The sequence below is a fragment of the Streptomyces sp. Ru73 genome, from assembly GCF_002920575.1.
In the GTDB taxonomy this organism is placed as follows: Bacteria; Actinomycetota; Actinomycetes; order Streptomycetales; family Streptomycetaceae; genus Streptomyces.
This window is the reverse complement of the sequence record NZ_PQSQ01000058.1, coordinates 23340-41932: the sequence shown is the minus strand read 5'-3', so window position 1 is coordinate 41932 and position 18593 is coordinate 23340. Positions and strand designations below refer to the sequence as shown.

General features: G+C 72.5%; 18 protein-coding genes. 9 read left to right on the top strand and 9 right to left on the bottom strand.

Annotated elements, in window-relative coordinates; translation table 11 throughout:
- Positions 1 to 29: 29 nt before the first annotated feature.
- The 3 genes from C3486_RS23270 to C3486_RS23260 all read right to left on the bottom strand — a co-directional run bounded on the left by C3486_RS23270 (position 30) and on the right by C3486_RS23260 (position 2387).
- Positions 30 to 884 carry an SURF1 family protein gene (locus C3486_RS23270; protein WP_103834704.1) on the bottom strand — a complete coding sequence of 285 codons (855 nt, stop codon included), beginning with the start codon at positions 882 to 884 and terminating at the stop codon, positions 30 to 32.
- 81 nt (positions 885 to 965) lie between these two features.
- Positions 966 to 1199, bottom strand: coding sequence for a hypothetical protein (locus C3486_RS23265; protein WP_078649612.1), 234 nt, complete (start codon positions 1197 to 1199; stop codon positions 966 to 968).
- 165 nt (positions 1200 to 1364) lie between these two features.
- On the bottom strand, positions 1365 to 2387 hold the full coding sequence (locus tag C3486_RS23260; protein ID WP_103834703.1) for a DEDDh family exonuclease: 1023 nt from the start codon (positions 2385 to 2387) through the stop codon (positions 1365 to 1367).
- A 420-nt stretch (positions 2388 to 2807) separates the two neighbouring features.
- Here C3486_RS23260 and C3486_RS23255 point away from each other — a divergent pair, with 420 nt between their 5' ends.
- The 5 genes from C3486_RS23255 to C3486_RS23235 all read left to right on the top strand — a co-directional run bounded on the left by C3486_RS23255 (position 2808) and on the right by C3486_RS23235 (position 7283).
- Positions 2808 to 4094, top strand: coding sequence for an amidohydrolase family protein (locus tag C3486_RS23255; protein ID WP_103834702.1), 1287 nt, complete (start codon positions 2808 to 2810; stop codon positions 4092 to 4094).
- A 94-nt stretch (positions 4095 to 4188) separates the two neighbouring features.
- The gene (locus C3486_RS23250; RefSeq protein ID WP_103834701.1) at positions 4189 to 4629 is read left to right on the top strand and encodes a hypothetical protein; all 441 of its coding nucleotides are present in this window, start codon (positions 4189 to 4191) and stop codon (positions 4627 to 4629) included.
- Positions 4626 to 5546, top strand: a complete 921-nt coding sequence (locus C3486_RS23245; RefSeq protein WP_103834700.1) for a hypothetical protein — start codon at positions 4626 to 4628, stop codon at positions 5544 to 5546. The genes C3486_RS23250 and C3486_RS23245 overlap by 4 nt, the downstream gene beginning before the upstream one ends.
- A gap of 103 nt (positions 5547 to 5649) precedes the next feature.
- Positions 5650 to 6531, top strand: coding sequence for a sterol desaturase family protein (locus tag C3486_RS23240; RefSeq protein WP_103834699.1), 882 nt, complete (start codon positions 5650 to 5652; stop codon positions 6529 to 6531).
- The gene (locus C3486_RS23235) at positions 6528 to 7283 is read left to right on the top strand and encodes a lysoplasmalogenase (protein WP_103834698.1); all 756 of its coding nucleotides are present in this window, start codon (positions 6528 to 6530) and stop codon (positions 7281 to 7283) included. The genes C3486_RS23240 and C3486_RS23235 overlap by 4 nt, the downstream gene beginning before the upstream one ends.
- Here the strand turns inward: C3486_RS23235 and C3486_RS23230 are convergent.
- The gene (locus C3486_RS23230; RefSeq protein ID WP_103834697.1) at positions 7241 to 8752 is read right to left on the bottom strand and encodes a S8 family serine peptidase; all 1512 of its coding nucleotides are present in this window, start codon (positions 8750 to 8752) and stop codon (positions 7241 to 7243) included. The genes C3486_RS23235 and C3486_RS23230 overlap by 43 nt on opposite strands.
- Positions 8753 to 9294: 542 nt before the next feature.
- Between C3486_RS23230 and C3486_RS23220 the strand changes: the two genes are divergently transcribed.
- The 3 genes from C3486_RS23220 (at position 9295) to moaA (ending at position 12478) form a co-directional block, all read left to right on the top strand.
- Positions 9295 to 9699 carry a DUF485 domain-containing protein gene (locus tag C3486_RS23220; protein WP_374936908.1) on the top strand — a complete coding sequence of 135 codons (405 nt, stop codon included), beginning with the start codon at positions 9295 to 9297 and terminating at the stop codon, positions 9697 to 9699.
- Entirely contained in the window at positions 9696 to 11339 is a 1644-nt protein-coding gene (locus C3486_RS23215) for a cation acetate symporter (protein WP_103834694.1), read from the top strand. Before C3486_RS23220 ends, C3486_RS23215 begins: the two co-directional genes overlap by 4 nt.
- A 149-nt stretch (positions 11340 to 11488) precedes the next feature.
- The gene (moaA, locus tag C3486_RS23210) at positions 11489 to 12478 is read left to right on the top strand and encodes a GTP 3',8-cyclase MoaA (RefSeq protein ID WP_103834693.1); all 990 of its coding nucleotides are present in this window, start codon (positions 11489 to 11491) and stop codon (positions 12476 to 12478) included.
- A 125-nt stretch (positions 12479 to 12603) separates the two neighbouring features.
- On the opposite strand, the gene C3486_RS23205 is transcribed toward moaA, so the two are convergent.
- Complete coding sequence (locus C3486_RS23205) at positions 12604 to 12825, bottom strand: hypothetical protein (protein WP_103834692.1); 222 nt, start codon at positions 12823 to 12825, stop codon at positions 12604 to 12606.
- Between the two features lie 209 nt (positions 12826 to 13034).
- The gene (locus C3486_RS23200) at positions 13035 to 13409 is read right to left on the bottom strand and encodes a DUF3099 domain-containing protein (RefSeq protein ID WP_103834691.1); all 375 of its coding nucleotides are present in this window, start codon (positions 13407 to 13409) and stop codon (positions 13035 to 13037) included.
- Between the two features lie 219 nt (positions 13410 to 13628).
- Here C3486_RS23200 and C3486_RS23195 point away from each other — a divergent pair, with 219 nt between their 5' ends.
- On the top strand, positions 13629 to 13913 hold the full coding sequence (locus C3486_RS23195; protein WP_103834690.1) for a GlsB/YeaQ/YmgE family stress response membrane protein: 285 nt from the start codon (positions 13629 to 13631) through the stop codon (positions 13911 to 13913).
- A gap of 140 nt (positions 13914 to 14053) precedes the next feature.
- On the opposite strand, the gene tyrS is transcribed toward C3486_RS23195, so the two are convergent.
- From tyrS to C3486_RS23180, 3 genes are all read right to left on the bottom strand, one after another.
- A complete protein-coding gene (tyrS, locus tag C3486_RS23190) occupies positions 14054 to 15460 on the bottom strand; it encodes a tyrosine--tRNA ligase (RefSeq protein WP_103834689.1) in 1407 nt (468 codons plus the stop codon).
- A 166-nt stretch (positions 15461 to 15626) separates the two neighbouring features.
- Entirely contained in the window at positions 15627 to 17030 is a 1404-nt protein-coding gene (locus tag C3486_RS23185; protein ID WP_103834688.1) for a metallopeptidase TldD-related protein, read from the bottom strand.
- Entirely contained in the window at positions 17027 to 18589 is a 1563-nt protein-coding gene (locus C3486_RS23180) for a TldD/PmbA family protein (RefSeq protein ID WP_103834713.1), read from the bottom strand. Before C3486_RS23180 ends, C3486_RS23185 begins: the two co-directional genes overlap by 4 nt.
- Positions 18590 to 18593: the final 4 nt, after the last annotated feature.

Sequence of the window (18593 nt, the reverse complement as noted above, 5' to 3'; positions counted from 1 at the left end):
CTGTGACGACTGCCCGGAGCGGGCGGGGGCTATGCAGTACCGGACCCCGGCCCGTCCTGCGGGGCGGCAGCGGCCGGCTCCTTGGGCCGCTCCGGTTCGGCCGGCGCCGCTGAGTCGTCGGCCGCGGCGGCGGCAGCGGCGCGGTCCTTGCGCTCGCGGCGTACCAGGATCACCCAGCCGACCGGTACGGCGGCGGCGAACAGCCACCACTGGACGGCGTACGCCATGTGCGGGCCGATGCTGCTGTGGTCCGGCTCGGGGACCAGCTCGGGCTTGCCGCCCTTGGGCTCGGGCGCGGTCTGCTCGATGTAGCCGCCGAGCACCGGGCGGTGCAGCCGCTCGGCCGCCTGCTTGCTGTTGATCAGCATGACCTGGCGGTCGGGCAGCCCCTTGGTGTCCTTGATCCCGCTCTCGGCGGTGGTCTCGTCGGGGATCGCCCGGCCGGTGACGGTGACCGTGCCCTTCGGTGCCGGGGGCACGTCGGGGAAGGTGGTGAGCGCGCCGCCGCTGGGCGCGATCCAGCCGCGGTTGACCAGGACGGTGGCGCCGCCGGTCAGCCGCAGCGGGGTGAGGACGTAGTAGCCGATGGTCTGCTCGTCGGCCGCGGTGCGGTTGCGCACCACGACCTCGCCTTTGGTGTCGTACCGGCCCGTGGCCTTCACCGGGTGCCAGCGGTCCGCCTCCGGCAGGTCGCGCCCCGGCTTCGCGAGGTCGGTGACCGGTACCGGCTTGGCGTCGAGCGCCCGGGCGATCTGGGCGTTCTGGGCGACCTTGTGCTCATGGCGGTGCAGCTGCCAGAAGCCCAGCCTGACCATGACGGGGATCAGGACGAGGCCCACGAGGGTGAGGATCACCCACTGCCGGGACAACAGGAAGCGGTACACGGTATTGACGGTACCTGTCCACATTCGGCCCCCGACGGCAGGGTCCCGCCCTGGCCGCCGGGCCCGCCCCGGCCCGCCGCGTCAGACCCGGTCGACGATGCCCACCTTCCCCTCGGCGCGGGCGCAGTGGGCGCAGCAGTACCAGTGGCCGTCGGCCTCGACGCCGTGGCCGATGACCTGGCACCGGCAGTGCTCGCAGATGGGCGCCATGCGGTGGATGGCGCAGGAGAAGCAGTCGAAGACGTGCACCGCGCCCTGCGCGTGCACCTCGAACGTCATGCCGTAGTCGTTTCCGCAGACCTCGCAACGTGCCATGCGCCCCAGGGTGGGGCGCGGTTTTCCGGGGGACCAGCCCCGCGCCGGGTGTGTTGTCGGGCTTCACCCGGACGGTGGCCGGGGCCTCGGCTGCCCGCCGTGAGGGGTTCGGTCGTCGGCCGACCGTGTCGCCGTTGTGGTTGCTCGCGCAGTTCCCCGCGCCCCTCAGGGGGCGGGCTGGACGTCCTGGAGGAGTTGCATGAAGGCGGGCTCGTCGACGACGGGGGTGCCGAAGGAGCGGGCCTTGGCGGTCTTGGAGGTGGGGGAGTCGGGGTCGTTGGTGACCAGGAGGCTGGTCAGGCGGGAGACGCTGGTCGCGACGTGCAGGCCGGCCTCGATGGCGCGGTCCTCCAGCAGCTCGCGGTCCACGGAGGTGTCGCCGGAGAAGGCGACCCGCATGCCCTGCTGCAGCCGGCCGCCCGGTTCGTACCGGCCCGGATTCGGATACGGGCAGGCCGGGCGCTTGCGGGAGGGGCGCCAGGCGGTCGGGCGGTACGCGCCGTACCCGGAGCGCTGCGCGGGCGGGCGCGGCGCGTCGGACCACTCGGTCAGCGGCTGGCAGGCCAGCAGCGGCAGCCGGAGGTTCTCCCGGGCGGCCAGCCGGAGGCTCGGCCGGAACGCCTCGGCGAGCACCCGGGCGTCGTCCAGCGCGTGGTGCGCGTGCTCCTGCACGACGCCGTAGTGCGCCGCGAGGGACTCCAGCTTGTGATTGGGCAGCGGCAGCCGCAGCTCCTTGGCGAGCGCGATCGTGCACAGCCGCTGGCGCACCGGTGCCTGGGCCTTCGCTCGGGCGTACTCGCGGGCGATCATCGACCAGTCGAACATCGCGTTGTGCGCGACGAGGACGCGGCCCTCCAGCCGCCGGGACAGCTCGGGGACGATCTCCGGGAAGAGCGGGGCGCCCGACAGCACCTCGGTGGTGAGGCCGTGGATCCAGACCGGGCCCGGATCGCGCTCGGGGTTGACGAGGGTGTACCAGCGGTCCTGGACCTCGCCCCTCGCGTCCAGTTGATACACGGCGGCAGAGATGATCCGGTCGTCGCGGGCCAGTCCGGTGGTCTCCACGTCGACCACCGCATACCCCTGTGGGTACGCGGTGGGCCAGGGGGCCTGTTCCTCCTGCGGGGCCGGCTGCCGCGCGATCTCCGGGGAGAGCGGGCGGTCGGCTGCCGTGCGGTCTTCGAGCATGGTCCATGAGGATACGGGCCGGGACTGACAGCGCCGCCCTGCGGGGGCGTGCAGATGCGCGCTTTGGGGCGTATCGGACATCGTGCGCCGCTTGTGGCCTCGATTTCCCGAAGGGGCGTCAGGGGGCAAGTGGTGCTTGTGCGCTGAGGTCCGCTGTCGGCGACCGCTTCCGGACGGATGCCGTGCCGTGCCCTGCGGATGCCGTGGTGATGCCGTGGGGCCTTTGTGCCGACGAGGGTGGGCGGTGGCAACGGCCTTGTCGCCGGGCGCCGTTCACGGGCGGCCCCTGACCGGTGCACGTCTCTTTACCCCTCGTGGGCCGTCGCTGTAACCCTGTTGCAGCACGGGCACGACGGCACGCGCCCCGCGCGTGACGGGACCACCTCGAACGTTTCCTTCCGGACCGACCGAGGAGCCGCGATGACGGACCCGACCGACCCGTACCTGATCATCTCCGCCGCCTGCCACGCCGGGCTGCCCACCGAGCGGTACCGGCCCTATCTGGAGGCCGCGCACCACCGGGCCTTCGACGACTTCCTCGCGCAGCGGGACGCCCGGCGCGCCGAGGCCGGCCGGCGCGGCACCGGGAGCGGCGCGCCGGCCCTCAGGTGGTACGAGGACAACGAGGAGGGGCTGCGCGGCGGCTGGGACGCCGCACAGCGCATCAAGGAGCTGGACGGCGACGGGGTGGCCGCCGAGGTCGTGTTCCCCGACACGCAGACCGCGGACGGCGGCACGGCGCCGCCCTTCGGCGCGGGCCTGGACCCGGCCGCCGGCGCCGGGCCGGAGGCGGCCCTGGCGGGCGCCCGGGCGTACAACCGCTGGCTCGCGGAGTTCTGCGCCACCGCGCCCGAGCGGCACTGCGGCGTCGCGGTGCTCCCGGTCGCCGCCGAGGTCGACGAGGTGGTCGCGGAGATCCACCGGGCCCGCGAGTCCGGCCTCGGCGCGCTGCTGATCCCGGCCGGCCGGGACGGCGCCGCGCCCTACCACGACCGCCGGTACGACCCGGTGTGGGCGGCAGCGGCCGAGACGGCCATGCCGGTCCTCACGCACGCGGGCACCGGGCCGCGCGCCGAGCACGGCGGCCACCTCGGCATCGAGCTCTCCGAGGCGGCGTGGTGGCCGGCCCGCCCGCTGTGGTTCCTGCTGTGGTCGGGGGTCTTCGAGCGCCACCCGGGGCTGCGCTTCGGGGTCGCGGGCGCCGGCTGCTGGTGGCTGCCGGACCTGCTGTGGCACCTGGACCGGTTGTACGCGGACGTGCGCGGCGGCCGGAAGCGCTCGCCGTTCGCCGGGCTGAAGCGGTCCCCGCACGAGTACCTCGACCGGCAGGTCTTCGTCTGCGCCACCGCGCCCACCCGGCACGAGCTGGCGCGGCGGTACGAGATCGGCGTGGACAACGTCCTCTGGGGCTCCGGCTTCCCGCACCCCGAGGGGACCTGGCCGCACACCAGGGAGTGGCTGCGCCGGGCCTTCCACGACATCCCGGTGGGGGAGACCCGCCGGATGCTGGGCGAGTCGGCCGCGGAGGCGTTCGGGTTCGACAAGCGGGCGCTCGCACCGGTCGCGTCCCGCATCGGTCCGGCCCCCGACGAGCTGGGACAGCCGCGCAACCAGGCGCCGGTGGAGGCGTCTTGGCGGCGGGCGCGGGAGACCGGACGGCACTGGCTGACGGGCTTCGACTTCCCGTTCGTGGGGAGGGGTGAGTGATGTGGCGTAACTAAGTCAACGGCGGTAACTTTCTCTTCCCTCATTGCGTTTGTTGGACGGGTGTGCCAACTCAATGAGACGGAGGGGGAGTTCGGTGATCCCAGAGGCTTTCGGCCAGCTCGCGGCGGCCGGCGGCACGGCCCTGATCGGTGCGATGGCGACGGACGCCTGGCAGTCGGTGCGCGGCGGGTTCGCCACGCTGCTCGGCCGGGGCGACCGGAGCCGTGCGGAGGACGTGGCGCGCCGGCTGGAGGGCACCTCGACGGAGGTCGCGCGGGCCGCAGGGGCCGGGGGCGACGCGGTACGGCAGGTGCTGGCCAACCAGTGGACGAGGGAGCTGCAGGCGCTGCTGGAGGAGCGGCCCGACGCCGAGCAGGCGCTGCGCGAGCTGGTGGCCAGGGCGCGGGCCGAGGGCGCGGCGGCGGCCGGCACGACGTACGTCCAGCACAACACCGCCGAGTCGGGCGGGGTGCAGCACATCGTGCAGGGCGGCGGCTCGCTCCACGTCCACCACGGCCCGGGGAGCGCCGGATGACGACTCCCGGGTCCCAGGACAACCGGGCCCAGGACGGCGGGACGCAGAACATCGCACAGCACGGGGACGTGCACGCCACCAGCACCGACAACCGCCAGTACGTCTTCCTGCAGGCCGCACCGGCGAGCCCGCAGCAGCAGCCCGGGAAGCGCCCGGCGCGGCTCCTGCGGCCGGTGCCGCTGGCGGTCTGCGGGGTGCTGGTGGCCGCCGCGGCGGTCGCGCTCGCGCTGGGCGGCCGGCAGTGGTTCGGCACCGCGGGCGACGCGGCCGACGCGACGCCGCCGGGGGCCGCGGCGGGCGCTGCCACCGCGTCCGCCGGTCCGGCCGGCCGGTCCGCGCCGCCGAGCCCGTCGGGGACGGCGGAGCGGACCCGTGAGCCGTCGGCGTCGAAGACCTCCGAAAAGGCCGCGCCGCCGGAGCCGAAGGAGCCCGCCGCCGCATCGCCGGAGGCCACCGGCGCGCGGCTGGAGGCGACGGTCAGCAGCCCGTATCCGGACGCGCACATCAGCTGCGGGCACTGGCGCGGCACGGGGTTCAAGGACCTGGAGATGCGCGGCTGCGTCCAGGCGGTGGACCACTCGGGCAGCGCGCAGTTCGGGGTCATCGTCCGCAACAGCCGTGCGGAGCAGGCGCTGGTGACGGTGGACGTCGCCTGGTACAAGGGGCGCGTCCCGCAGGAGTGCGACGGCGGGAGCGCGCTGCGGCACGTGGTGATCGACCCGGGGAAGACCTGGTACAGCTCGCTCGCCTCGTGCTCGGCCGACGCGGTGGAGGGCAGCGGCGTCCAGTCGGTCGCCTGGGCCTCGCTCGACCCCGGGCGCAGCGACGACCCGCGGAAGTCGGGGCAGCGGACGTACTCGCCCACCGCGCAGATCCAGCAGGACGGGAGCGTGACGCTGCCGCCGGACGCCACCTGACGGGCCGGGCGGGGCAGGCTGGGCGTACCGGCGGTAACTTCGGCTGATACTCATTGGTAACAACCTCTGGCCGAGACGCCGTACGCCGCCTTATGGTGCCCGCATGCCGAACCTGCCCGATGTCGTGTTGTGGTCGATACCGGCCTTCGTCCTGCTCACCGTCCTGGAGATGGTGAGCTACCGGCTGCACCCGGACGAGGACGCCGCCGGGTACGAGGCCAAGGACGCCGCCACCAGCGTCGGCATGGGCCTCGGCAGCCTCGTCTTCGACGCGCTGTGGAAGATCCCGATCGTGGCGATCTACGCGGCCGTCTACGAACTGACGCCGCTGCGCATCCCGGTGCTGTGGTGGACGCTGCCCCTGATGCTGCTGGCGCAGGACTTCTTCTACTACTGGTCGCACCGCGGCCACCACGTGATCCGCATCCTGTGGGCCTGCCACGTGGTGCACCACTCCAGCCGCAAGTTCAACCTCACCACCGCGCTCCGCCAGCCGTGGACCACCTGGACCGTCTGGCCGTTCTACCTCCCGATGATCGCCCTCGGCGTGCACCCGGCGGCCCTCGCCTTCTGCTCCTCGGCGAACCTCGTGTACCAGTTCTGGGTGCACACCGAGCGGATCGACAAGCTGCCCCGCCCGTTCGAGTACGTGCTCAACACGCCCTCCCACCACCGCGTCCACCACGCCTCCCAAGGCGGCTACCTGGACCGCAACTTCGGGGGCATCCTCATCGTCTGGGACCGGCTGTTCGGCTCGTTCGTCCCGGAGACGGAGCGGCCCGTCTTCGGGCTCACCAAGAACATCGACACCTTCAACCCGCTGCGCGTGGCCACCCACGAGTACGCGGCCATCGCCCGCGACGTCCGGGCGGCCCGCAGCTGGCGGGAGCGCGCCGGGCGGGTCTTCCGCGGGCCGGGCTGGCAGCCCGCGCCGGACGGCGATGCCGCGTCACGCGTGCCGGACGCCGGGGCGTCCGCCGCATGAGCCGGGGAACCGCCGCACGCGCCCTGCTCGCCGCCTTCGGAGCGCTGGCCCTCGTGCACCTCGGTGCGCTGCTCTTCGGGGCAGGGACGGTGGAGGTGGTGATCAAGCCGGCGCTGATGCCGGTCCTCGCGGCCTACGTGCGCGTACGCGGCGGGCCCCTCCTGCTCGTCGCCGCGCTGCTCTTCGGATGCGGCGGCGACACCCTCCTCCAGGCGGGCGGCGACACCGCCTTCCTGGTGGGCATGGCGTCCTTCGCGGCCGGACACCTCTGTTACCTCGCGCTCTTCGTGCGGCGCGGGGCGACGCCCCGGTGGGGCCGCCGGTGGCGGCTCGCCGCGGTGGCCGCCGGCTACACCGCGGCCTGGCTCGGCACGGTGGCGCTGCTGTGGCCGGACCTGCCGGCCGCGCTGCGCGGACCGGTCGCCGGGTACAGCCTGCTGCTCACCGCGATGGCGTACGGCGCGCTGCGGGCCGGGCCGCGGGCGCTCCTCGGCGGCCTGTGCTTCCTCGGCTCCGACACCCTGATCGCGACCGGCATCGCGCACTGGCCGCAACCGCCGGCCCCGCAGTTCTGCATCATGCTCGGCTACCTCGCGGCCCAGTGGCTGCTGGCCGACGGGGTGCTGCGGACGACGGGTCCGCCCGCCTCAGGGACGGGCGGACCGCCCGGTCGCCGGGACCCGGCTGCCACGGGCCCCGGCACCGATGGTCAGCGCTGTTCGACGGCGTCCAGCGCGTCCACGATCCCGTAGCCGTAGTGCCCGTTGACGTGCGCCGTACCGGTGCACGTCGCGTCACCCTGGGGGCAGCCCGGGTTGTCGGCGTCCCTCTTCAGCAGCCACTGGATCTCCTGCGGGCTGCTCTTCGGGTGCGCGCTCTTCACCAGCGCCGCGACGCCCGCCACATGCGGGCTGGCCATCGAGGTGCCCTGCAGGTAGGCCCAGTCGCCGCCCGGCATGGTGGAGAGGATGGTGCCGTTCTTCGCCGGCAGTTCGGGCACCTGCCGGGCGTCACCGCCCGGCGCCGCCACGTCGATCACGCCGTTGCCGTAGTTGGAGTAGTACGACTTCAGCTTCTTCACGCCGGTCGCGGCGACCGTGACGGTGCCCGGGAGCTGGGTGGGCACGTCCCAGCACTTGGCCGGGTCGATCTTCCGCTCCACCGGGGTGGTGTCGTTCGGGCTCGACTTGTCGGTGAGTTCCTTCGCCGCGAGGTCCAGGTTGGAGTTGCCGGCCGCGGCGACGTTGATCGCGCCCTTGCGCTCGGCGTACTTGGCGGCCCGGCCCACCGCGTCGACGATGGCGCCCTGGCCGGGGTCGTCCTTGCAGTTGAACATCCACGGGTCGACGTAATAGCTGTTGTTGGTGACCTCGACGCCGTGGTCGGCCGCGAACACGAAGGCACAGACGACGCTCTCGGCGTAGAACAGGCTCGTCTTCGGTTCGCTGACCTTGATGGCGGAGATCTTCACGCCCGGGGCGACGCCGGCCACGCCCACACCGTTGCGCGCGGCGGCGATCGTGCCGGCGACGTGGGTGCCGTGGTAGTCCTCGGCGGGGTCGTACGGGCGCCAGGAGCCGGGGGTGGTGTCGGCCTTGCCGCCCACGCAGTTGGCGGACTGCTGCGCGGAGAAGTTGGGCTTCAGGTCCGGGTGGGTGTCGTCCACGCCGGTGTCGATGACGGCGACGGTGACCTTCTTGCTGCCCGGGTTCACCTTCGCGGCCTGGTCGGCCTTGATGGCGGGCAGGTCCCACTGGAGGGGCTCCAGGGGCTCCTCGCCGGCCGCCTTGGCCTTGGCGCCGGCCAGCTTCGCTGCCTTGCTCAGATCGGCCTTCTGCGGCTTGCCGACATCGGTGGTGCCGGAGGGCTTCAGGGGGGCGGTGCGGGTGGCGCCGGCCGACTGGACGTCCCGCACCGTGCGTATCGTCTCGGCGAACTGCGGGTTCGCGGAGTGGACGACGATCACGCCTATCTTCTCGTGCGCGACGACCACCGTGCCGCCGGCCGCGCGTATCGCCTTGCCCACCCTGGCCACCGAGGCCTTGCCGGGCGTGGCGTTGACGACGTACGAGAGCAGCGGGCCGTCGGCCGCGGCCGCGGAGCGCGGCGCTTCCTGAGGAGCGGCGGTGGCCGCCTGCGGGAGGAAGCCGAGGGAGGCCACAAGGGCCAGTCCGACCGGAACGCCGAGCGCGCGCACCCGTCTGGATCTCAGATGTGCCATGGGTACTCCACATCATCTCTGACCGCTCGCGGGCAGGTCGCGCGCGAGCCGGTTCGTGACGAGTGAAGCTATCCGTGATCACCCGGACAGTTCAACGGTCGGTAAAGAAAACCCGCCCATCGGCGGGGGAAACCCGTCAACTGCCGCAGGAGCGGGGTCCGTCAACCACACCGGTGACGGCGCAGCGCACCGATGCTCAGCGGCGGCAGCGCGATCCGCCGGCCGTCCCAGCGGCAGGCGTCGTGCCTGGTGGGACGGGGCGGTACCGGGGGTGCGAGGGCGACGGGGCAGGGCAACGGCACGGCGCCGTACGGCAGTCGGCCCGGCCCCGGCCGGCGTCGGCGGGCTGGAGGCGTCACACCCGGACAACGACCCCGCCCGCCGCCGGTGGCGGGCCGTACCCCTCGATTTCGCCGGTGATTTGGGGCCCGGCCCCTGTCGGAAGGGATCGCGCACCTCTAGCATGCGTGATCCGCGTCACTGATCTGAATCTTATGCCACCTCCCGGAACCAGCCGGACCCCGCGAGAAACAGGAGACCGCGTGAGCACCGCCGCCCAGCCGCCCGCCGACCCCGGGCCGCACCAGGAACACGAGGCGCAGCACGACGCGCCCCACGAGGCGCCGCCCTTCACCGAAGTGCAGGCCGGCGCGGAGTTCAGCGAACTGCGCCGCTCCTACCGCTCGTTCGCCTTCCCGCTGACCGTCGCCTTCGTGCTCTGGTACCTGCTGTACGTGCTGCTCAGCAACTACGCGGGCGACTTCATGGGCACCAAGGTCGCGGGCAACGTCAACGTCGCCTTCGTCCTCGGCATCGCCCAGTTCGTGACGACCTTCCTCATCGCCTGGTGGTACTCCCGGCACGCCGCCACCAAGCTCGACCCCCAGGCCGAGGCGATCAAGGTCCGGCTGGAGCACGGCACCACCCGCGAGGAGGGCGACGCATGAGCCTCACGTACCAGCTCGCCGCCGGAGCGCCGGCACTGGCCGCCGAGGGCGCGAGCCAGCACCGGGCACTCATCATCACGCTCTTCGCCGTCTTCGTGGCCGCCACCCTCGGCATCACCGTGTGGGCCGGCCGGCAGACCAGGGGCGCCGAGGACTTCTACGCCGGCGGCCGGCAGTTCTCCGGCTTCCAGAACGGCCTGGCGATCTCCGGCGACTACATGTCCGCCGCGTCCTTCCTCGGCATCGCCGGCGCCATCGCCCTCTTCGGGTACGACGGCTTCCTGTACTCCATCGGCTTCCTCGTGGCCTGGCTGGTCGCACTGCTGCTGGTCGCCGAGCCGCTGCGCAACTCCGGCCGCTTCACCATGGGCGACGTGCTCGCCTACCGGATGCGGCAGCGCCCCGTGCGCACCGCCGCCGGCGTCTCCACCATCGTCGTCTCGATCTTCTACCTGCTGGCCCAGATGGCGGGCGCCGGCGCGCTCGTCACCCTGCTGCTCGGCATCACCAGCGAGACCGGCAAGATCCTCGTCGTCGTGCTCGTCGGCATCGTGATGATCCTCTACGTCACCATCGGCGGCATGAAGGGCACCACCTGGGTGCAGATGGTCAAGGCCATCCTGCTGATCGCGGGCACCCTGCTGATCACCTTCCTGGTGATGCTCAAGTTCCACTTCAACATCTCCGAGCTGCTCGGCAGGGCCGCCGAGGAGAGCGGCAAGGGCGCGGCGTTCCTGGAGCCGGGCCTGAAGTACGGCGCCACCGCCACCTCGAAGATCGACTTCCTGTCGCTGGGCATCGCGCTGGTCCTGGGCACCGCGGGCCTGCCGCACATCCTCATCCGCTTCTACACCGTGCCCACGGCCAAGGCCGCCCGGAAGTCCGTGAACTGGGCCATCGGCATCATCGGCGTCTTCTACCTGATGACCATCGCGCTCGGCTTCGGCGCCGCTGCCCTGGTCGGCCCCAAGACGATCACCGAGTCCAACCCCGCCGGCAACACCGCGGCACCGCTGCTCGCCCAGGAGATCGGCGGCGGCGCCGACTCCACCGGCGGCGCGATCCTGCTCGCCGTCATCTCGGCCGTCGCCTTCGCCACCATCCTCGCCGTGGTCGCGGGCCTCACCCTCGCCTCGTCCTCGTCCTTCGCGCACGACCTGTACGTCAACGTGATCAAGAAGGGCAAGGCGTCGGAGAAGGAGGAGGTCAGGGCCGCGCGCTGGGCCACCGTCGGCATCGGCGCCGTCGCGATCGTCCTCGGCGTCTTCGCGCGCGGCCTGAACGTCGCGGGCCTGGTCGCCCTGGCCTTCGCCGTCGCCGCCTCCGCCAACCTGCCCACGATCCTCTACAGCCTCTTCTGGAAGCGCTTCACCACCTCCGGAGCGCTGTGGTCGATCTACGGCGGCCTGATCTCCTCCGTGTTCCTCGTGCTCTTCTCGCCGGTCGTCTCCGGCAAGGAGACCTCGATGTTCCCCGGCGCCGACTTCGCCTTCTTCCCGCTGGAGAACCCGGGCCTGATCTCCATCCCGCTGGGCTTCCTGCTCGGCTGGCTCGGGTCCCTGCTCTCCAAGGAGGAGCCGGACGTGAAGAAGTACGCCGAGCTGGAGGTCCGGTCCCTGACCGGCACCGGAGCGCACTGAACCGGCCCCCGGCACCGGACGGGACCGGCCGCGTCGTAGCTCCCTACGACGCGGCCGGTCCCACGTCGTGAGATCGGATCCGTGCCGGTTGTCACACCCATCGCGTACGCTCGACAACGTACTGAACCGACACCGGGGGAGGGGGCCTCGTGCTCATCGACACTTTCGGGCGAGTAGCCACCGACCTGCGGGTTTCGCTGACCGACCGGTGCAACCTGCGCTGCACGTACTGCATGCCCGAAGAGGGCCTGCAGTGGCTCGCCAAGCCCGACCTGCTCACGGACGACGAAATCGTCCGCCTGATCCGCATCGCCGTCACGCAGCTCGGTGTCGACGAGGTCCGCTTCACCGGCGGCGAGCCGCTGCTGCGGCCCGGCCTCGTCTCGATCGTCGAGCGCGTCGCGGCCCTCGACCCGCGCCCCCAGATGTCGCTGACCACCAACGGCATCGGACTGGAGCGCACCGCCACCGCGCTGCGCGACGCCGGCCTGGACCGGGTCAACGTCTCGCTGGACACCCTGCGCCCGGACGTCTTCCAGGCCCTGACCCGCCGCAAGCGCCACGCCGACGTGCTGCGCGGCCTGGCCGCCGCCCACGCCGCCGGGCTCACCCCGGTCAAGGTCAACTCCGTCCTGATGCCGGGGCTCAACGCCGACGAGGCCCCCGACCTCCTCGCCTGGGCCGTGGAGCACGGTTACGAGCTCCGCTTCATCGAGCAGATGCCGCTCGACGCGCAGCACGGCTGGAAGCGCGAGGGCATGATCACCGCGGGTGACATCCTCGCCTCGCTGCGTACCCGCTTCGAGCTGACCCCCGAGGGGCAGGAGGAGCGCGGCTCCGCGCCCGCCGAGCGCTGGCTCGTCGACGGCGGCCCGGCCCGGGTCGGCGTCATCGCCTCGGTCACCCGCCCGTTCTGCCGGGCCTGCGACCGTACCCGGCTGACCGCCGACGGCCAGGTGCGCACGTGCCTGTTCGCCACCGAGGAGACCGATCTGCGGGCCGCGCTGCGCTCGGACGCGCCGGACGAGGAGATCGCGCGCCTGTGGAAGGGCGCGATGTGGGACAAGAAGGCCGGCTCGGGCCTGGACGACCCGAGCTTCCTGCAGCCGGAGCGGCCGATGTCGGCGATCGGCGGCTGAGCACCGGGCGGGGCCGGCCGCCGCGGCCGCGTGCAGCGCCGCGGGGGCCGGTGCCGATGCGAGTCCACGCGCCGCAGAGGCCGGGGCGTGCGCCGACGGAGCGGCCGCGCGCCCGGAGTTGGGCCTCAGTCCTCCCGGGCCTCCCACTCCTCCAGTTTCACCACGTCCTTCAGGAAGCCGCGGACGCCGAGGAATTGGGAGAGATGCTCGCGGTGCTCGTCGCATGCGAGCCAGGTCTTGCGGCGGTCGGGCGTGTGCAGCTTCGGGTTGTTCCAGGCCAGTACCCACACCGCGTCGGCACGGCAGCCCTTGGCGGAGCAGATCACTGCGTTCTCAGGGGAGTTCACAGCCTCAACCCTACGTCGCCCCGGCCCGGCCTTCCGGATCCGGGCATGGCGACGCCGGGCAGCCACGGGGGGAGCCGCCCGGCGTCGGTCCGTCGCTCCGACGGGGGATGCGGAGCGCGTACGAAGTATGTCATGGGGGACCGTGCCGGGTGCACCGGAACCACATGATTGATCTGAGCTTTTCTTGAGCTTTGCGTACCGTCAGGAGATCAGCCGTGCTCACCGCGGGGTTCGGCGGAGTCGGCCCGTCCCGCTTCCGGCGCGGGTTCCGCCGGAACGTCACCCGATCGAGCGGTCAACATGGGCCGCGACGGAGCGCCGATGAAGGACGACGGGAGTGAAGTCACGTTCTCCCGGCCCGCGTTGGCGATGACCACCGCGATGTAGGGCAGCACCAGACCCGCGATCAGGGTGATAATGGCGACGGGCCGCTCGACGTTCCAGAGCACGGCGGTGAGGATGACCGCCACCGTCCGCACGGACATCGAGATCACATAGCGTCGCTGCCGCCCACGGACGTCCTCGGTCAGCCCCTGGCGGGCTCCCGTGATCCGGAAGGTCTGGGCGCTGCTCTGCTTCCGCATCACGTTCCACCACCTGTCGTCATACCGGGCACACCCCTCATGCCGGACCCGTCCCACGTTACGCCGGGCCTGCGCAGCCTTCGAGACCGGGTCGTGATATCTCCGGGCAGGCACGGGGCGGCGTCATGCGTACAGACGGCTCCGACGTGCGCCGTACGGGTGGCGGTACGAAACTGAACGATGCACGGCCTTGTACACCGCGCCCCACTAGGAGGCGACATGAACTGGTTGTGGGCCATCATTCTGGGTCTGGTCCTGGGCGTGATCGCGAGGGCCCTCATCCCCGGCAAACAAGCGATCCCGCTCTGGCTGACGGTGGTCTTCGGCATGCTCGGCAGTGTGCTGGGCAACTGGGCCGCCACCGGCATCGGAGTCGAGGACACCAAAGGAATCGACTGGACCCGGCATCTGCTCCAGCTGATCGGCGCGGTGATCGTCGTCGGCGTGGGCAGTCGGCTGTGGGCCATGGTGCGCGGGAGGACACACCGGCAACAGCGGGTCTGACCCCGCCGTCACGAACCGTTCCGGCGGACCCGGCTCCCGGGCCCGCCGGAACGGCGCGACGTACCGCACGTACGGCCACGTACCGCGGCCTGCGAAGCGCCCCCGCGGCGTCTCCGCGCGCCCGCTCCGGACGGTGCCGCTTACGCCTCGCCCTCGAGCTGGGCCAGCTTGCGGCCCGCCTTGAGGTACGGCGTACCGGGCGTGGCGGCCAGCTTCTCCGCCAGCACCTCGGCCAGCGGACGGATCGCGTCCGCCTCGGCCAGCACCACCGTCTCCTGGCCCGACTCGGCCTCGATGACCAGCCGCAGCGCGTTCTGCTTGGCCAGCCGGCGGGCCGCCGACGCGCTCGGGGTGAACTCCAGGACCTTGGTCAGCACCGTGGCCACCGTCTCCGCGCCGTGCTCGGCGAGGTCCACCGACGGCAGCGTGGAGACGTCGGCGAAGGACTTCTTGGAGAACTGCGCGACGAACCCGGCGCGGGCCGCCATCGCCGCCTCGATGCCGTACAGCGCGGCCACGACCTCACCCGCGAGGATCTTCTTCAGATCCATCGGGTGCAGCGTCTTCGCCTCGATACGGCCCAGGACCTGGGCGATCTCCTCGTCCGTCCACTCGGTCCACGCCTTGAGGTACGGCTCCATCAGCCGGTCCGGGACCGACATGATCTTGCCGAAGACGTCGTCGGCGGGGGCGGACAGGCCGACGTAGTTGCCCTTGGACTTGGACATCTTCGCGCCCGTGCCGTCGGTGCCCTCGATCAGCGGCATCGTGACCACCAGCTGCGGCTGCTGGCCCTTGAGCTCCATGAGCTTGCGGCCCATCTGGAGGTTCAGCAGCTGGTCGGCGCCGCCCAGCTCCACGTCGCACTCCAGCGCCACCGAGTCCAGGCCCTGCGCGATCGGGTAGAGCATCTCCGTCATGGTCAGCCCGGCACCCGACGCGAGGCGGGTACGGAAGTCCTCGCGCTGCAGCAGCTGGGAGGCCGGCACCTTGGAGAGCAGGCTCAGCAGCTCGGGGAAGGTGTACGGCGCCAGCCACTCGCTGTTCTGCCGGAAGCTGACCTTCTCGAAGTCGAAGAACGGCCGGACCTGGTCGCGGTAGCTCGCAAGATTCCGCGCGATGTCCTCGTCGGTCAGCGGCGGACGCTCGGCCGTGCGGCCCGACGGGTCGCCGATCTTGGCCGTGAAGTCGCCGATGATCAGCGTGACGTCGTGGCCGAGCCGCTGGAAGCGGCTCAGGATGATCAGCGGGACCGCGTGCCCCAGGTGCACATCGGTCGCGGTCGGGTCGATGCCCAGCTTGATGTGCAGGCCCTTGCCGGCCGCCCGGCGCTCCTCGATGCGCTCGGCGAGCTGGTCCACGCCCGGCAGCACCTCGACCGTACGGGAGGCGATCAGCTCGGCCTGCTCCTTGGCCGGCAGGTCCGTCAGGTCGAGATAGCGCCGCGAGCCGGTCTCCTTCAGCAGCTCCGCGACGGTGGTGTCGGCGGAGAGGTCTGCGGAGAGCAGCGAGCTGGCGCGGGCGACGGATTCGCCGAGGCGTGTCATGGCGTTCCTGATCGGTCGTTGATCCCAAACGGGAGGACGGCACCGATTCTATTAGCCGTGCGAAGCGTGGCCGACCGAGTATCCACAGGCAGGCCACACGGTACGACGAATGCCCGCCGCCCCGGGGCGGGCCCCCGCGGACCCGCCCCGGCAGCACGACAGCCCCTCACACCCCCGGGCTCACCGAGCTCATGTTGAAGTCCGGGACGCGCAGCGCGGGCATCGCGGCGCGCGTGAAGTAGTCGCTCCACTCGCGCGGCAGCGTGCGCTCCGTGCGGCCCGCCTCGCTCGCCCGCCCCAGCAGGTCCACCGGCGACTCGTTGAACCGGAAGTTGTTCACCTCACCGACCACCTCACCGCGCTCCACGAGGTACACGCCGTCCCGCGTCAGCCCCGTGAGCAGCAGCGTCGCCGGATCGACCTCGCGGATGTACCACAGGCAGGTCAGCAGCAGCCCGCGCTCGGTGCCGGCCACCAGCTCGTCCAGCGACTTGGTGCCGCCCGCCTCCAGCAGCAGGTTGTCCACGGCCGGGGCCACCGGCAGGCCGGTCAGCTCCGCGCTGTGCCGGGTGGTGACGAGCTGGTTCAGCGCGCCGTCCCGGATCCAGTCGGTGGGCCCCAGCGGCAGCCCGTTGTCGAACACCGAGGCGTCGTCCCCCGAGCTGTGCGCCAGCACGAAGGGCGCGCACTCCAGGCCCGCGGCCCCCGGGTCGCTGCGCAGCGTCAGCGGCAGCCCGGAGAGCTTCTCGCCGACCCGGGTGGCGCCGCCGGGCGCCGAGAAGACCGTACGGCCCTCGGCCGCGTCCCGCGCCCCGGACGACCACAGCTGGTACACGAGCAGATCGGCGACGGCGGTCGGCGGCAGCAGCGTCTCGTACCGCCCGGCCGGCAGCTCGATCCGCCGCCCCGCCCAGGCCAGCCGCCGCGCCAGGTCGGCGTCCATGGCCAGCGGGTCGACGTCCCGGAAGTCGCGGGTGGCCCGGCCCGCCCAGGCCGAGCGGGTGCGGTCGGGCGACTTGGCGTTCAGCTCCAGCGTCCCGGTCGGCTGGTCGTGGCGCAGCCGCAGCCCCGCGGAGGAGCCCACGTACGAGGAGACCACCGCGTGGCTGGCGAACCCGTACAGCTCGCGGCCGCCGTCCCTGGCCCGCCGGAAGGACTCGCCCAGCGCGGGCGCGAAGTCCGCGAAGACGTCCGGGGAGGTCTCGGCGGGCGGCTCGGTGAAGCCGGGCGAGGGCGCGCCGCCCGGGACGAGCGGCCGGGCGTCCTCGGCGGGCCCGGCGGCCCTGGCGGCCGCCTCCGCCGCCCGCACCAGCGCCTCCAGGTCGTCGGCGGTCACCGCGGCGCGCGAGACGACGCCGGACGCGGTGCCCTCCGTGCCGTCCACGGTGGCGATCACCGTGAGGTTGCGGCCGCGGGTGACGCCGTTGGTGGTCAGCGCGTTGCCGGCCCAGCGCAGGTTGGCGGTGGTGGACTCGTCCGCGATCACCACGCAGCCGTCGGCCCGGGAGAGCGCCAGCGCCCGCTCGACGATCTCGTGCGGCGCGTCCGTACGCGGCGTACGTGTGCTCATCGCCCGGCCTCCTGCGTGGTGTTCAGAATGTTGACGCCCGTGAAGAGGGCGGAGGGGCAGCCGTGCGAGACGGACGCGACCTGGCCCGGCTGGGCCTTGCCGCAGTTGAAGGCGCCGCCCAGCACGTAGGTCTGCGGCCCGCCGACCGCGGCCATCGAGCCCCAGAAGTCGGTGGTGGTGGCCTGGTACGCCACGTCCCGCAGCTGGCCCGCCAGCCGCCCGTGCTCGATCCGGAAGAACCGCTGCCCGGTGAACTGGAAGTTGTACCGCTGCTGGTCGATGGACCAGGACCGGTCGCCGACCACGTAGATGCCGTGCTCCACGCCCGCGATCAGCTCCTCGGTGGACGGCCCGTCCGGCGCCGGCTGCAGCGAGACGTTGGCCATCCGCTGCACCGGTACGTGACCGGGCGAGTCCGCGTACGCGCACCCGTTGGACCGCTCGAAGCCGGTGAGCTTCGCGATCCTGCGGTCCAGCTGGTAGCCGACCAGGACGCCGTCCCTGACCAGGTCCCAGGACTGGGCCTCGACCCCTTCGTCGTCGTACCCGATGGTGGCGAGCCCGTGCTCGGCGGTCCGGTCACCCGTCACGTGCATCAGGTCCGAGCCGTACTTCAGGGTGCCCAGCCGGTCGAAGGTGGCGAACGAGGTGCCCGCGTACGCCGCTTCGTACCCCAGCGCCCGGTCCAGCTCGGTCGCGTGGCCGATCGACTCGTGGATCGTCAGCCACAGGTTGGAGGGGTCCACCACCAGGTCGTACCGGCCGGCCCGCACGCTCGGCGCGCGCATCTTCTCCGCCAGCAGCTCCGGCAGCTCCGCCAGCTCGGCGTCCCAGTCGTACCGCCCGTCGGTCAGGTACTCCCAGCCGCGGCCCACCGGCGGCGCGACGGTCCGCATCGAGTCGAACTCGCCGGTGCCGCCGTCCACCGCGACGGCCGTCAGCTCCGGGTGCAGCCGGACCCGCTGCTGGGTGGTCGTGGTGCCCGCGGTGTCGGCGTAGAACTTGTTCTCCCGGACCGTGAGCAGCGAGGCGTCCGCGTGCGTCACGCCCGGCGCGGCCAGCAGCCGCCCGCTCCACTCCGCCAGCAGCCCGCTCTTGTCCGCGTCCGGCACGTCGAAGGGGTCGGTCTCGTAGGACGACACCCACGTGCGGTCCGGGTACGCGGGCTCGTCGGCCAGCTCGACCTTCTCCCGCGAGCCCGCCGCGTCGATCACCTTCGCCGACAGCTTGGCCATCGCGACCGCCTGGGCCGCCACCCGCGCCGCCGCGTCCATGGTCAGGTCCACACCCGACGCGAAGCCCCAGGCTCCGCCGTGCACGACCCGTACCGCGTACCCGAGGTCGGTGGTGTCGGACGACCCGGCGGTCTTCGCGTCCCGCAGCCGCCAGGAGGCGTACCGGACGCGTTCCAGCCGGAAGTCGGCGTGGTCGGCCCCGAGCGCCCGGGCCCGCGCGAGCGCGGCATCGGCCAGCGCGTGCAGGGGCAGCGCGAGGAAGCTCTCGTCTACGGAACGAGGTGTAGCGGGCACGGCATCCCTCCCGTGGTCGGCGCCACGCATCATG

Bases quoted from the DNA above. Each gene is read 5' to 3' on its own strand.
- C3486_RS23235 (WP_103834698.1), top strand. From the start codon at position 6,528: ATGAGCCGGGGAACCGCCGCACGCGCCCTGCTCGCCGCCTTCGGAGCG.
- C3486_RS23265 (WP_078649612.1), bottom strand. From the start codon at position 1,199: ATGGCACGTTGCGAGGTCTGCGGAAACGACTACGGCATGACGTTCGAG.
- C3486_RS23195 (WP_103834690.1), top strand. From the start codon at position 13,629: ATGAACTGGTTGTGGGCCATCATTCTGGGTCTGGTCCTGGGCGTGATC.
- C3486_RS23240 (WP_103834699.1), top strand. From the start codon at position 5,650: ATGCCGAACCTGCCCGATGTCGTGTTGTGGTCGATACCGGCCTTCGTC.
- C3486_RS23245 (WP_103834700.1), top strand. From the start codon at position 4,626: ATGACGACTCCCGGGTCCCAGGACAACCGGGCCCAGGACGGCGGGACG.
- C3486_RS23255 (WP_103834702.1), top strand. From the start codon at position 2,808: ATGACGGACCCGACCGACCCGTACCTGATCATCTCCGCCGCCTGCCAC.
- C3486_RS23185 (WP_103834688.1), bottom strand. From the start codon at position 17,030: ATGAGCACACGTACGCCGCGTACGGACGCGCCGCACGAGATCGTCGAG.
- C3486_RS23230 (WP_103834697.1), bottom strand. From the start codon at position 8,752: ATGGCACATCTGAGATCCAGACGGGTGCGCGCGCTCGGCGTTCCGGTC.
- C3486_RS23200 (WP_103834691.1), bottom strand. From the start codon at position 13,409: ATGCGGAAGCAGAGCAGCGCCCAGACCTTCCGGATCACGGGAGCCCGC.
- C3486_RS23215 (WP_103834694.1), top strand. From the start codon at position 9,696: ATGAGCCTCACGTACCAGCTCGCCGCCGGAGCGCCGGCACTGGCCGCC.
- C3486_RS23260 (WP_103834703.1), bottom strand. From the start codon at position 2,387: ATGCTCGAAGACCGCACGGCAGCCGACCGCCCGCTCTCCCCGGAGATC.
- tyrS (WP_103834689.1), bottom strand. From the start codon at position 15,460: ATGACACGCCTCGGCGAATCCGTCGCCCGCGCCAGCTCGCTGCTCTCC.
- C3486_RS23180 (WP_103834713.1), bottom strand. From the start codon at position 18,589: ATGCGTGGCGCCGACCACGGGAGGGATGCCGTGCCCGCTACACCTCGT.